The sequence below is a fragment of the Pseudomonas sp. YuFO8 genome, assembly GCF_035065025.1.
GTDB lineage: Bacteria > Pseudomonadota > Gammaproteobacteria > Pseudomonadales > Pseudomonadaceae > Aquipseudomonas > Aquipseudomonas putida_AE.
The window spans coordinates 26,610-40,597 of record NZ_JAXDEQ010000050.1 but is presented as its reverse complement, the minus strand read 5'-3'; the positions used below and the strand labels follow the sequence as shown (position 1 = coordinate 40,597).

General features: G+C 60.0%; 11 protein-coding genes and 1 pseudogene. 6 read left to right on the top strand and 6 right to left on the bottom strand.

Annotated elements, in window-relative coordinates:
* Positions 1-141: 141 nt before the first annotated feature.
* Positions 142-972, bottom strand: a complete 831-nt coding sequence (locus SOP95_RS28055) for an alpha/beta fold hydrolase (RefSeq protein ID WP_323609062.1) — start codon at positions 970-972, stop codon at positions 142-144.
* 488 nt (positions 973-1,460) lie between these two features.
* Here SOP95_RS28055 and SOP95_RS32305 point away from each other — a divergent pair, with 488 nt between their 5' ends.
* Both SOP95_RS32305 and SOP95_RS28045 read left to right on the top strand, forming a co-directional pair.
* Positions 1,461-1,685, top strand: coding sequence for a hypothetical protein (locus tag SOP95_RS32305; RefSeq protein WP_414920313.1), 225 nt, complete (start codon positions 1,461-1,463; stop codon positions 1,683-1,685).
* A 53-nt stretch (positions 1,686-1,738) separates the two neighbouring features.
* Positions 1,739-1,990 carry a DUF6555 family protein gene (locus SOP95_RS28045; RefSeq protein ID WP_274077817.1) on the top strand — a complete coding sequence of 84 codons (252 nt, stop codon included), beginning with the start codon at positions 1,739-1,741 and terminating at the stop codon, positions 1,988-1,990.
* A gap of 120 nt (positions 1,991-2,110) precedes the next feature.
* On the opposite strand, the pseudogene SOP95_RS28040 reads toward SOP95_RS28045, so the two are convergent.
* The 3 genes and pseudogenes from SOP95_RS28040 to SOP95_RS28030 form a co-directional block, all read right to left on the bottom strand.
* A pseudogene (locus tag SOP95_RS28040) lies at positions 2,111-2,263 on the bottom strand (isochorismatase family protein); the annotation flags it as partial.
* 44 nt (positions 2,264-2,307) lie between these two features.
* Positions 2,308-3,327 carry an alpha/beta hydrolase gene (locus SOP95_RS28035; protein WP_323609061.1) on the bottom strand — a complete coding sequence of 340 codons (1,020 nt, stop codon included), beginning with the start codon at positions 3,325-3,327 and terminating at the stop codon, positions 2,308-2,310.
* A gap of 53 nt (positions 3,328-3,380) precedes the next feature.
* Positions 3,381-4,373: an MBL fold metallo-hydrolase gene (locus SOP95_RS28030; protein ID WP_274077819.1), complete on the bottom strand. Its 993-nt coding sequence runs from the start codon at positions 4,371-4,373 to the stop codon at positions 3,381-3,383.
* Between the two features lie 202 nt (positions 4,374-4,575).
* On the opposite strand from SOP95_RS28030, the gene SOP95_RS28025 reads away from it, so the two are divergent.
* Positions 4,576-5,073: a helix-turn-helix transcriptional regulator gene (locus SOP95_RS28025; RefSeq protein WP_323609060.1), complete on the top strand. Its 498-nt coding sequence runs from the start codon at positions 4,576-4,578 to the stop codon at positions 5,071-5,073.
* A 57-nt stretch (positions 5,074-5,130) separates the two neighbouring features.
* On the opposite strand, the gene SOP95_RS28020 is transcribed toward SOP95_RS28025, so the two are convergent.
* Positions 5,131-10,185: a trifunctional serine/threonine-protein kinase/ATP-binding protein/sensor histidine kinase gene (locus tag SOP95_RS28020; protein WP_323609064.1), complete on the bottom strand. Its 5,055-nt coding sequence runs from the start codon at positions 10,183-10,185 to the stop codon at positions 5,131-5,133.
* A 349-nt stretch (positions 10,186-10,534) separates the two neighbouring features.
* Between SOP95_RS28020 and SOP95_RS28015 the strand changes: the two genes are divergently transcribed.
* From SOP95_RS28015 to tspO, 3 genes are all read left to right on the top strand, one after another.
* On the top strand, positions 10,535-11,527 hold the full coding sequence (locus tag SOP95_RS28015) for a response regulator (RefSeq protein ID WP_323609059.1): 993 nt from the start codon (positions 10,535-10,537) through the stop codon (positions 11,525-11,527).
* A 44-nt stretch (positions 11,528-11,571) separates the two neighbouring features.
* Positions 11,572-11,937: a response regulator transcription factor gene (locus SOP95_RS28010; RefSeq protein WP_274077822.1), complete on the top strand. Its 366-nt coding sequence runs from the start codon at positions 11,572-11,574 to the stop codon at positions 11,935-11,937.
* Positions 11,938-12,128: 191 nt separating this feature from the next.
* On the top strand, positions 12,129-12,569 hold the full coding sequence (gene tspO, locus SOP95_RS28005; RefSeq protein WP_274077823.1) for a tryptophan-rich sensory protein TspO: 441 nt from the start codon (positions 12,129-12,131) through the stop codon (positions 12,567-12,569).
* Between the two features lie 6 nt (positions 12,570-12,575).
* Here tspO and gabP read toward each other — a convergent pair whose 3' ends face one another.
* Positions 12,576-13,976 carry a GABA permease gene (gene gabP, locus SOP95_RS28000; protein ID WP_274077824.1) on the bottom strand — a complete coding sequence of 467 codons (1,401 nt, stop codon included), beginning with the start codon at positions 13,974-13,976 and terminating at the stop codon, positions 12,576-12,578.
* Between the last annotated feature and the right edge of the window lie 12 nt (positions 13,977-13,988).

The following is a 13,988-nucleotide window of genomic DNA, read 5'->3' as shown; positions in this document are numbered from 1 at the left end:
CCAGCGAAGAGGCCCGCACAGCCAACATCTTCCTCGCCTGACAAACCGCCTTCGCTGGCAAGCCAGCTCCTACAAGGTGATCACCGCCAGACGCAATTCCCGGCAACACCCAACAAACCGGCTCCTACAGATGTGTGTCGCTTAGCTTCTGACGAAAGCCAGCAAGTCGGCGTTGATGGTATCGGCGTGGGTGGTCGGCATGCCGTGGGGGTAGCCCGGGTAGGTTTTCAGCGTGCCGTTTTGCAACAGTTTGGCTGACAACGGTCCGGAGTCTTCATAAGGCACGATCTGGTCGTCATCGCCATGCATCACCAGCACCGGGATCGTGATCTTCTTCAGATCTTCGGTGAAGTCGGTCTGGGAAAAGGCCACGATCCCGTCGTAATGGGCAATGGCACAGCCCATCATGCCTTGTCGCCACCAGTTCTGGATGTTGCCCTCGGACGGTGTTGCACCCGGGCGGTTATACCCGTAGAAAGGCCCCGCCGGAACGTCACGGTAGAACTGGGCGCGGTTGGCCTTGAGCTGCGCCTGCAAGTCATCGAACACCGACTTGGGCAAGCCGCCCGGATTGCCAGGGGTCTGCACCATCAAGGGTGGCACGGCGCTGATGATGGCGGCCTTCGACACGCGGTTTTCGCCGTGCCGGGCAATGTAATGGATGACTTCACCACCGCCGGTGGAGTGCCCTACATGGACGGCACCCTGCACGCCAAGATGGTCGACCACGGCCCTGACGTCATCGGCATAGTGATCCATGTCGTGCCCATCCCAGACCTGACTGGAGCGCCCGTGGCCGCGCCGGTCGTGGGCAATCACCCGGTAGCCGTTCGCCAGGAAAAACAGCATCTGGGCATCCCAGTCATCGGCACTCAGTGGCCATCCGTGATGAAACCAGATCACCGGGGCCTCGCGCGGCCCCCAGTCCTTGTAAAAGATCTCGACACCGTCCTGCGTAGTGACATACCCCATGTTCGCGTCTCCTCAATGAAAGGTTGCACCGCCTGGCCGCCAAAACACCTGGGGACTGAAGGCAACTTCAAGGTCAATGTTTTTGGCTGGAGTTTGAGAATAGGCGAACCGGGGAAAATCAGCGGATGTTCAAACAATTGATCAGGACGACTGACGGGCGGTCGCTCGATGTGCCTGCCATCGAAAACAAGGAATTATGCGTTGCCGCCGACATCTACATGCGAGCACTGCACAGAGATAGGGTTTCACGGAAATGGTCGTTGGGAACCGACAAACCAGGCCGAGATCACCGTGACCACCATGGCTGGCCATTGCAAATAATCAACGTAATCCGAAACCCGCTCCCTTTTAAAATGGCATCCAATACCCCGCCCGATGCCGTGTTCGGCCCTATCGCCAGGAGCGACATCTTGCCGTTTCGTTCCAGGACCGCAAACGTGCTCCTACACTCGTTCACCTGCCAGCGCGCGGCGGTGGAAGTGCGGTAAATGCTTCAACGCGTATTCGGCGGCCTGGAGCTGCACCTGGCAACGAGTGTCGAAAAAGCGATGCAGGTCTTCGCAGTTGCCCCCTGCAAGGCTCGTTCATTCCAAATTCTGCTCACCGGTCATTCATCTCCCTATTCCGAGCCAATGCGCTGCGTGCACGACAACCAAACCAAGCTTATAAAATCAATAGAATCAATGAGTTACCATACCCTAAAATTGCTTTGAATTTTTTCTGACGCCGCCACTCCTTTGTCTATGAGCGAATGGAGGGGGATCTCATGAATACCGGTCTTTACGTCATTGAATACAAGCTTCATGGGGAGCCAAGGTCATTCATTATCAGGACGAAGATAAAGAGCAGCGCTGATGCATGGCACTGGGCAAGTTGTGACGCAGGAGTGGCGCCCATACCCAAACCGGGAAGGCCGCCGCTCAAGGTCGTTTCCAAGCCTCAAGCCGAGAAGTACGGTATCAGTGACGTGACATGGCGTGAGACAGCAACGTTGAGCTGGACGGAGGTTGCAACTTGATGAGCCGTTTTTTGAGGCCGATATTGATGAACTGCCTATTTGTAAATAAACCAGGTGTAAAGAGGTTTAATAAGCGCGCAGTCAATTGAGTACCATTTCGATGTCTACGAGGAGTCTTTCACTATCGGTACGGGCCCAGTCACGTTGCAATTCAAGCAGGTATTGCAGGGATGTCATCGGACGTGCCCCAAGTTGCACCATGCGCTGAATGGCCATCTCATGAGCTTCGACCGAGATGTCACCACAAGCGTCAGCGATGAAATACACCTCGAAGATCAATGAGAAGCCTGCCGCAAGGCAGGCTTCATTTTGGAGCCTCAGTTCAAATGCGTTTTGAGCTCCAGTGCTGCCTGACGCACCGCAGCCTTGACCTCGGGAATCGAGCTCAGCGGATTGAGCAAGCCGAAGTCGTGGATCATGCCGTTGTAGCGCACAGAGGTGACCGGCACACCGGCCGCATCCAGGTGGCGGGCGTAACCTTCGCCTTCATCACGCAACACGTCGAACTCGGCTGTTTGCACCAGGGCTGCCGGCAGCCCTTTGAGCTGTTCGGCGCTGGCGTTGAGCGGTGAGGCGTGGATCTGTGCGCGCTCGGCCGGGTTGGTGGTGTAGTTGTCCCAGAACCACTGCATCATGCCCTTCGTCAGAAAGTGGCCCTCGGCAAATTGCTGATACGAGCCACTGTCGAACCCGGCGTTGGTCACCGGCCACATCAGTAACTGAAAGCGCAGGGCCGGGGCTTTCTGTTCCTTGGCCATCAACGCCACGACCGCCGCCATGTTACCGCCGACACTGTTGCCGGCAACCGCCAGCCGCTTACCGTCGACACCGATGTCCTTGCCATGCTCGGCCACCCAGCGAGTCGCGCCATAGGCCTGGTTGATCGCGGTCGGGAACTGCGCTTCTGGCGACGGCGTGTAATCGACATACACTGCGACGGCGCCGGAGCCCACCACCAGGTCGCGAATCAGGCGTTGGTGAGTTGGGAAGTCGCCCAAGACCCAGCCACCGCCATGGAAAAACATGAACACTGGCAACTCACCTTTGACCTTGGCCGGGCGGACGATTTTCAGTTTTATGATTTGCTCTCCCACCGAGATAGAGCGGTCGCTGACTTCGACGCCGGACAGATCAACCTTCACCGATGCCTGTGCTCCGGTTAGAACCGCACGGGCGTCCTTCGGGCTCATTTGCTCCAGCGGTTTTCCGCCACCGGCCGCCAGGGCTTCAAGAAAGGCCTGGGTGTTGTGTTCGACGCCCGGACTGCCTGCGGCAATGGCATTGTCTATGGAAAGAGCCAGGAGAGAGATGGCCAGGGTTTTCTGGAGGATGTTCATGGGTAATCCTTTTTGGTTGTTAGAGGTTGAGTCAGACGCGGGCGCCACGGGCGTTACTCGATCAGCGGAACGTTGGCCGCTCGTTTGTACGGCCCGTACTCCAACGGCACCCATTCGAAATGCTTGTCCACGGCGCTGATATGACCGATACCGGGGAACGGCAAGTGCGCGGCCGTCACCCAGGTCTTGCTCGTGGCAGCGGCGCTGAACACCTGATTGCGACTCTTGATCGCTTGCTGATTGTCGACGTCGAACCCGATCGACACCTCCGGGTGCAGGAATTGCACGGCGAGGTTGTGCACCAGGTCCCCCATGAACAGGATGCTTTGCCCCTGGGAGGTAAAGCGGTAAGTGCTGCTGCCCGGCGTGTGTCCGGTCTCCAGTTGGGCCTCGACCACACCCGGCAACGGCGACTGACCCGGAGAGAAGGTTTTGAAGCGCCCCGCGGCGATGTAAGGTGCGGTGGAGTCCTGCGCGATCTTGAAGAAGCCTTTGGCCGCTTCCGCAGCTTTGGCCAGCGCCTGCGGGTCCAGCCAGTAATCGGCTTCGGCCTTGGCGGCATACACCGAGGCGTTGGCGAAGATCGGCTGCTGCTGACCATCCACCAGACCGCAGACATGATCCAGATGCAAGTGCGTAAGCAGGATGGCATCGACCTGCTCCGGCTTGTAGCCGGCGGCTTGCATGTTGGCCGAGAGCTGGCCGGCGGTGGCACCGATGCACTGCCCTGCCCCGGTGTCGACCAGAATCAGTTGTTTGCCAGTGTTGATCAGGAAAGCGTTGAACGCCGTTTGCACGCCCGGTGTTTCAATTGCGCGACGGGCGAGTAGCGCGCGGATCTGACTCTGGTTCATGCCCTGCAGCAGCTTCGGTGAAAGATCGTTGTAACCGTCGAACAGCGCCGTCACTTCGTAATCCCCTACCGCCAACCGGTAGTAGCCGGGGACCTGAGTGGCCTGAATCGGCGCCTGAGCCTGTGCGCCAACCGAAGTCAGCACGAATGCCAGGCCTAATCCACGCAGTGTGCAAACCAGAGAATGCTTCATGCCTCACCTTTGATCGAGTCAGAAAACGGCTGATCACGTCAGCCGGGTAAACTCGATCATGCACCTGCCCGACACCCTGAAAATTGCAGCGATGTGCTGATTAACGCCTGTGGCAAGGCCCACTTCATAACTCTTAAGGTTTGCTTAAGGACTTTAAATGTCGCTGGCGGACAGACTTTCCTGAACGATCAGGAGAGCCACCATGAACCCGCCATCGGTGAATACAAACCATCCATGCCCTGTTGTACGGCCGTTGGGCGCCCTGTCCGGCTGGCAGGAGCGCCGTGCCAAGGAGCTGATGCTGCGTGACATGGGCAGCTGCGTTCGCATCAGCGCGATTGCCGAACACTGCAACCTGTCCCGTAGCCATTTTTCCCGAGCATTCAAAAAAGTTACCGGCCACTCGCCGCAGGGCTGGCTGGTGATGATGAAAATCGAAAAAGCCAAAAGCCTGCTGATCACCTCGATGCCGATCACCGATGTCGTCTATGAATGCGGTTTCGCGGACCACTCGCATTTCACCCGCACCTTCAGCCGCCTGGAAGGAATGACCCCCAAGGCATGGCGCCGGGCCTTTGTTCCTGCAATGAGCCACCCTCTCCAGACGCCAGTGATTGATCGGGACATACCCAACTGGCGCATTCACGAAAGCCTGGTCGAAGGCGTGGGACAGTCGCACGCGCGAGAACTACACGCGTGAAATGATCGAGACCGACAAAACGAACTCCTCCCTTTGGCCGCTCATGCGGCCTTTTTTTCATCCGGCGCTGGCCGGTGCCAGGGGCAAGTTGAAGCAAATTCGCGCACCCTGCTCGCTGTCCTGAACCACCAATGTCCCGCCATGCGCACCGATCACCGACCTGCAGATGGCCAGGCCCATTCCCATGCCGCTACCTTTGGTGGTGAAGAAGGCATCAAAGATCTGCTCGCGCTGGTGTGCGTCAATTCCGGGGCCGTTGTCCTGGAAGCAGACCTGGACATGAGCGTCCTTTACCACTGAGCCGATGATGATGCGTCCATTGGGCAACCCTGCTCCGGCGATGGCATCCAGCGCATTGGTGATCAGGTTGAACACCACCTGCTGGATCTGCACCTCGTCGACCGACACCGGGCATTGCGCCTCAAGCCGGGTCTCCAGGCGCACATTGCGGTTCGCCGGGTCGGTGGCGGTCAGGCGCACGACCTCTGCGATCAAGTGATCGATTTGCACCGGTAACCGTTGCAACGGAGCCTGTTTGGCGAGTGCACGAAGTGCCTGGACTATGTCCGCGGCGCGAGCGCTGTCCGAGCGAATGTCTTCCAGCCCCTGAATCGCCTCCTCCAGATCGGGCTGGTCACGCTTGAGCCAGCGCAGACTGGCCGAGGCGTTGGACACAATGCCCAGCAGCGGCTGGCTGATTTCATGGGCAATCGAAGCAGAAAGCTCGCCCATGACCTTGAGGTGCGAGCTACGCGCCAGTTCCGCGCGAGAACTGCGCAAGTCCGCCTCCATTTGTGCGTGTAGCCGGTTATCCTCGACCAGCTGTTCATACAGCTTGGCGGTTTGCAGTGACACCGCGGCCGCAGAGGCGAGAATTTCCAGCATGGTCAGGCGCTGGGCGTTGAACAGCTTGGGGACCAGGCTATTTTCCAGATAGACCAGGCCGACCAACAGGCCTTGTTTGAGCAACGGCAGGCACAACACCGACCGCACCTGGCGCCGTTGCAGATCGCTGCTGTAGGCCTCGGGACAATCGGCCCGGGCATCGTCGAGCAGCAGGGTCGTGCGCGTGCGCATCGTGGCGTTGAGCACCGAGGCCGGCGCCATCGCTTCGAGCGGTTGCGCGCAGTCCAGAGTGACCCGCACACTGCCGGCTTCGACCGAAGCCGTCGCAGCCAGTTGCAGTTCGGCGCCGTTGACCATCATCAGCACGCCATTGTCGGCACCGGCCTGAATCATCAAGTGATTCATCAGGGTTTCGACCAGTCGCTCGTGCAGAACCTCCTGCGACAGTGCACGCGCCGCTTCGATCCCCACTTCAAGATCGAGGCGGGCCTGGGTCATTGGCCGGACCGGTTCGAACGATGGCTGCGCACTCAAAAACGGGTGCAAGGTTTCCAATAGGCGTGCCTTGCTGTTGGCGCCCCAAAGGTCGTAGCAATCGCGCGCGACACGCAGGTGGTAATTGGCACCCGACACCAGCCCGTTGGGTAGGCAGATATCGGCCAGCTGTTCATGGGCCAGCGCCTGCTCATGGATGAAACCTGCCGCCGCTGCAGCAATCTGCGACTGATCGAAACAACGGATAGCGACCAGTTCCTGACCACGCAAACGGGCGATGACTCCCTCGATCAGCAGCAGTTTGTTGCGGAAGGTTATCGGGTTGAGTTCGACCCAGGGCAGGAAGCGCAGGCGTTGCCGCTCGAGTTTTTCCAGTTTTTCCGTCACCTCGCCCGGCGCTTGCGCACTACCCAGGGACAGGCTGTAGAACAGGTAGTAATCGGCGAGATTGATATGCGCCGGGATGGACCAGGCGAGCGCGGCGGCTTCTTCGAAACGTCTTAATGCGTAAGGGATATCGCCAAAATAAAACGCCGACATGCCTGAATACAGCCACGACCAGAACAACGTCGGCTGCGACACACGGGCACGGTCGATGGGGCCGAAACGGTCATGCTCGATGCCATCCAGTTCGGCCAACGGTCGATGGAGGCGCCCGTCACGCAGATCGGTGGCGAAAGCCTGTTGCGCCAGCAGGATACGCTCGATATCGATGTAATGAAATTGCCGTACCCACGCCAACCCATGCTCCAGTTCGTTCAACACCCCTTGCAAGGGTTCGCCCATGAACAGCAGGTCGGAACCGATGTGGTTGCAGGCGTAACAGGACATGCCCAGGTCGCCGCCGGCCTGGCCGCACTCGAATGCGGCGAACGCCTTCTGTCGAGCGTACGCCATCGGTCGGGTCCACGGGCTGACTTGATCGAGCGCCACCAGCGTGCCTGTGCGCCCGGCTTCGTAGCCTTGCTTGTCGGTGATTTCAAGCGCCACTTCGGCGAAGGCCTGCCCGTCCACATATTCGCCATAGCGTTCGGCAATCATCACGCCAAACCAGGCAAAACCGTAACCGCTGCCTGACGTGGTGCCATGCAGCAGTGTGAGTTCGACCATTTTTGCCAAATGCAGAAAACGAATGTCGTCGTCGACGAAGAACGAAGAAATCAACGTACTGAGCAACTCCATGGCCGCTTCGACTGACGGGTCATCGGCCTTGGGCAAATGCACCAGATCGGCGATGCGGCGTGCGCCTACATACTCACGAACCTGGGTAAATGCCAGGGTCAAATCGTCCTGCGAGGGCCTGCGCTGAAGGGGAATATCGAGCAAGGCCAGACCGTTCAGCGCCTCGGTGATCGCCCCCTCGTAATCGGAGTGCAGCGTGCGCAAGGTGGCCCGTAACCGGTAGGTCTTCGCGCGGTCGAGCACTGTGGTGGCCTGGGTGAGGCAATCGTCGAGGCGGCGCCGGGCGCCTTCCAGATCGGCCAGGAGCATGTCGCACTCGGCAGCCAGCCATTGGGTGGCAAACGCCTGCCTGTAGAGGCTCGACCAACCTGTCTGGCCGAGCAGACTCTCGGCCGTGCGAAGATAGCCCACGGCCTGCTCGACAGCGGCGGTGTCGCGGGCGCGTTCAGCGGCTTCGACCAACAGCTCGACGAACGCCGCCCGGCGATGCGCCTGCAGTTCATCGGCTTCAATGCGCTGGACCTGACTGGCGATTTCGAACACACGCTCATGGATCTGCTCGCCCCAATGATCAAGCATGGCGCCAGCGATACGCGCATGCTCGGCGGCGCGTCCCGCTGACGCCGCAAGCTGACAGGCCGCCTCAAGCACACGGTCATGGGGAAACACCAGTTGCTCGCGTTCACGCAACAGAAAACCTGCATCGACCAGGCTTTGCACATCACGGGTGATTTGCTGCGGCTCACACGGCAACAGCCGATGCAGCAGTGACACATCACAGCGTCCGCCGACGTAACCGGCCGTGCGCAGCACTTCGCGCTCCATCGGTGACAGGCGCTCGAGTCGCAATACCATCAAGTCCGCGACGTTGTCGGCGTAGCGATAACCGTCCACGTCCTGTTGATTCCAGACCCAGCGGCGCCCCTGCACGTCAAAGCGCACCAGATGCTCATCGATCAATGCGCGCAACACCTGGCTGACGAACAGAGGGTTGCCGGCCGTCTTGTAATGCACGACTTGCGCCAGGGCCGCAATCTCCCTGGTTTCGGTGTCCAGTTCAGCGGCGATCAGCTGCGCGACAGCGGCCACCGACAATGGCCCCAGCATGACGCTTGCACAAGGCAAAGATTGCTCGCGGCCCAGCACCTCCAGCACTCCCCCTTCGCGCTCGAGAGCCTGCGTCTGCGCCTCGCGATACGCCAGTATCAGCACCAGATGCCTGGGCCGCCGATCGACGAAGGCCTGCAAAAACGACAGCGTCGAATCATCCGCCCATTGCACATCATCCACGAACAGCACCAGGGGACATCCCGGCTGAGCGAAGACTTCCAATACATCGAGCAGGGTCCGGTTGGCGCGATCGAGCGCATGTCGGGCCGGCATGTTCGGCAGCTCAGGTGTGACCCCGATGACCAGCTCGGCCTCGGGCGCCAGTTCCACCAGAAGCCTGCCCCGCCCCTTGAGCCGTTCGACCAGTTGCTCGCCCAGCGTCTGCAGCTCCAGAGACGGCTTGCCCAGCAACTGGGTCATCAGCGACTTGAGGATTTCTGCCAAGGGCGCAAATGGAATTTCCTGCTGCAACAGATTGCTCTTGCCGCTGGCCCAGTAGCCTGGCGCCAGGGGCCGGACACCCTGATGTATCAGCGTCGACTTTCCGGCGCCCGGCGCTCCACCGACCAGCAGGACCCGGGCCACGCCATCGCGGCCCACCTGATCCATCAGCTCGACCAACTGCGTGCGTTCGGCCTCTCGACCGAACAGCACATCGCCGCGGGCCGAGGCAGGCAACACATCGATCGCGCCCAGGCGGAACGCGTCGATACGCTCATGTTCCAGCCACTGCTGTTGGCACCAGGCCAGATCTACGGCCATTGATTCGGCACGCTGGTAGCGGGCGCCCGGTTCTTTCGCCAGGCCTTTGAGCAGCACTCGGCAGATGCCTTCCGGCAGATCGGTGACATGAATCGCCGGTGATTCAGGCTGGACAGCGGCATGCACGTGCAGCCATTGGGACGGGTCGCGAGCAGTGAGCGGCAGGTGGCCGGTCAGTGCCTGATAAAGAATCGCGGTCAGCGCGTAGATATCGCTGCGCGCATCAAAACTGGCGGCATCGCGTCGTACCTGCTCGGGGGCCAAATAAGGCCATTGCTCCAGGTCGGGAAGTTCAACGGCGGGCGCCTCCCCGGCATGGTTGTGAACACTCAGCAGCCTGACCGAGTCGGCCGCATCCACCACCAAGTGGTGGGGTAGCAGGCTGGCATGTCGCACACCCCTCTTCTGGGCGCCCGCCAGTGCGTTGGCCGCGGCTACGGCGATAGCCAGCAAGCGTGCCAGTGGCAGCCCTGTGTCACTGATCAAATCAATCAGCGGCACCCCGGACGCGGGATAGATCAACAAAGGCCCCTCGGCCGAGCGGATGAACGCGACAGGGGCAATCGCCCAGGCCGGATCCAGACGCAAGTGAAACTCGCGTTCCAGCCGCTGACATAGGGAAGGCCTCTGGATCGGCGCCCGGGCGGCGAGCCAGCGTGTGCCCGATGGACGATCCTGGAGCGCGAACCAGGTCAGGTCGTTTTCCCTGCGCACCAGGGTGAAGGTGCAATGCTCAAGCCAGGCTTCATCGTGTACGACATCAAGAATGTGCAAACCGGATGCTGAGAGAGAGCTGCTGGGCATGAACAATCACCGCTGAAGATTCGGGCTGAGCCGGTGAGTATACGCAAGGCTCTGGCCCGGGGGCTGCGCTTGAGCGATCCTGTCCGTTATCGGCATCAGGATGGCAGTCGAGGGCCCCCCCGGCCTGTAGTTCTTTGCCTACCGGAATCGCTGCGTGTTATCCCTCGGGATAATTGCATTATGCGAGGCCGTCCCCTAGCGTGTAGCCCTGATGAAACGACGTTGCGGCGTCACTCCCCGTCAACGCAGTGCAGAGGTACCTATGATCCGACTCGGCCAGGCCACTATTTCCCTGGAACGGCGTGAAGCCTTTCTTGATGGACGGCCGCTGCGTGTCGGGGGCCGGGCATTCGAAATCCTCTCGGTGCTGTTGCAAGCCGATGGCCGAATCGTCAGCAAGGATGAATTGATCACACAGGTCTGGCCTGACACCGTCGTCGAGGAAAACAATCTCCAGGTGCAGATCTCCTCGCTGCGCAAGTTGCTTGGAGAAAAAGAGTTCATCCAGACGGTCCCGCGCCGAGGTTACCGATTATTGAAAGAACGTGAATCGCCCCTGCCCCTGTTCCATCCGGTATCTCCGGTCACCAATGCGTCCGAGGATCAGGAGAAGATCGATCCTGACAGCGTGCCGGTGTACATCGTGGATGATGAAGCGTCCGTACGCACAGCACTCAGTCGTTTGCTGCGGGCCGAAGGCATCGCACACCGGATATTCACCTCGGCCGAAGAATTGCTCAATGCTGACCTCGACATTGGCCCCGCCTGCCTGTTGCTGGACATCAGCCTGCCCGAGGCGACAGGCCTGGAACTGCAATCGACACTCGGACAACGCGGACATCCGTGGCCGGTGATTTTCATGACAGGGTTCGGCACCATCCCGATGTCGGTGCAGGCCATGAAAGCGGGAGCGGTCGAGTTCATGACCAAACCTTTCAACGACGAGCAGTTACTCGATACCCTGCGCACCACCCGTCAGCGTGCAGCGATGGCATTCGAGCTATGGCGGCGCATTCAGGCCGCCCGTAAAAAAGCCGCTCTGTTGACCCCCCGTGAGTGCGAAGTGCTGCCACTGATCGTGGAGGGTCTGTCCAACAAACACATCGCCAATCGGCTGGGTACCAGCGAAATCACCGCCAAGGTCCATCGCAAACACATCATGGAGAAAATGCAAACGCGCTCGCTGGTGAGCCTGGTCAGCCTGTATGGGTTGATTAGCGCAGAGCCGACGTCTGGCCCGCAGAGTCCTGCATGACTACCCACAATGACTGCGCCGCACCCGGGTCATCGGTCAGCGCCATGATCATCGTCTGTATCGTGGACGACGATGCGTCCGTTCGCAAAAGCCTGGCCAATCTGCTGCGGTCGGCGGGATACCGCTCTCGGGTATTCACTTCGGGAGAGGAGTTCCTGGCCCTCGAAAACTTCGATGAGATCGCATGCCTGCTGCTGGATTTGAAGATGAACGGACTGTCAGGGATCGAGGTCATGCACGCGCTGACGCTCAAAGACAGTAGATTTCCAGTGATTTGCATGTCGGCACACTGGGATGAAGCGACACTGGCCGAAACCAGCCGCTATGAGCCCATCGAATGTTTGCGCAAACCCTTCAGCGGCGAAGCTTTGCTGAGTGCGGTCGAGTCTGCGCTTCAATGTGAGCGTTGAAAGTCTCTGATGCTGCCGCAAGTCAACCGGCCAAGGCTGCGTCCGCAGTAAGCCCGGTAGAGAAAGGCAAACTTCAGTTGGAATATTCCAGCCTCAATCCAAACTTTTCCCTTCGCCGGGCGTCCCTTGTTTAAGACAGGCCGACATGGCCTGTCTCCCCCGGACAACTGACCCTCAGCCAAGGACTTGTGATGACTTTTTTCATTTTCCTTCTCGCCTGCGCCGCTGCCGCCAGCACTGGCATCCTGTTCAAACCGGGCCAGTGGTACGAATCCCTGGTCAAACCCGGCTTCACGCCGCCCAATTGGGTGTTTCCCCTCGCCTGGACGACCATCTACCTGCTGCTCGCCTGGGGCGGATACCGGATGACCCTGATACCGGGAAGCCAGGTGGTGCTGGCGTTATGGGCGGCGCAGATTGCGCTGAATACGCTGTGGACGCCGGTGTTCTTCGGCGCGCACCACCTTCTCGCCGCCATGCTGATCCTGGCACTGCTCTGGCTGGTGGCCGTGGCAATGGTGGTAATGGCAGTGCGGCTCGATGTCATCACTGGCCTGATCTTCTTTCCTTACGTTGCCTGGCTGTGTGTAGCGGCCGCGTTGAATTTTTCCATCTGGCGCAATAACCGCTGATGCCACCTAGCCCAACGAAGTCGCCCTTTCAGGTTGTGTTGGGTGCCGGGATGTCACCAGGCCGATAAAGGAAATCGCCAGCGCCAGGCCGATGGTGGTGCTCACTTCGGTGCGGTGCTCGGGGGTGATCATCATCACCGCCAGCGCTGCGCAAATGAACACAATCACCAGCCAGGTCAGCCAGGGAAACAGCCACATGCGAAAGGTCAGCTCGACCTTCTGCCGACGCAACATCCGCCGCATGCGCAACTGCGACACGGCAATGGCCAGGTACACCAGCAAGGCGATGGCGCCTGAACTGGCAAGCAGGAATTCGAACAGGCCGGCAGGCATGAAGTAGCTCCACACGGTGATCCCCGCGCCCAGCACGGTGCTGGCGATGACGGCTGCCCGCGGCACGCCTTCGCTGGAGGTCACCTTCAGCGCCTTCGGCGCATCGCCACGCTTACCCAGCGAGTAGAGCATGCGCGAGGCGATGTAGATCGAGGAGTTCATGCAACTGGCCACGGCGATCAGCACCACCACGTCCACCATGAACTTGGCGTGGGGAATGTTCATGATTTCCAGTGCGCGCTGGTAGGAGCCCACGGAAGCCAGCAGCGGATCGTTCCAGGGCACCACGGAGATGACCACGAAAATCGACAACAGGTAGAACACGCCGATGCGCCAGATCACCGAGCGGGTGGCCTTGGCAATGTTCTGCGAGGGATTATCGGATTCGGCGGCGGCGATGGTCACCGCCTCCGTCCCGATGAAGCTGAACATGATGGTAATGAAGGCGCCCACCACCGCCGACAGGCCATTGGGGGCGAACCCGCCGTGTTCCGCCATCAGGCCGCTCAAGCCGCTGACCTGCCGATCGGGCACCCAGCCCATCAACACGGCAAATCCCACGCCGATGAAACCGATGATCGCCACCACCTTGGCCATGGCGAACCAGAATTCGAACTCGCCGTACTTGGAGACACTGAACAGGTTGGTGATCACCAACGCAATGATCGACGCCAGGGCAAACAGCCAGGCATCGATCTGGGGAAACCATTGGTTCAGCACATGGCCGGCGGCCAGTGCTTCGATAGGGATCACCAGCACCCAGAACCACCAGTAGAGCCAACCGATGGTGAAGCCGGCCCAGCGCCCGATGGCCTGGTCGGCATAGGTCGAAAAAGACCCGGTATCGGGATTGGCCACCGCCATTTCCCCGAGCATGCGCATGACCAGCACCACCAGCAGGCCGGAGAACAGATAGGCCAGCAATACGGCCGGACCGGCCGCCGCAATGGCATGCCCCGAGCCTACGAACAATCCGGCGCCGATGATGCCGGCAATGGAAAGCATGGTGACGTGACGAGGCTTGAAGCCCTGCGCCAATTGGCCGTTCGAATCCTTGGAACTCGGGCTTGTCATTGTGTGCACCGC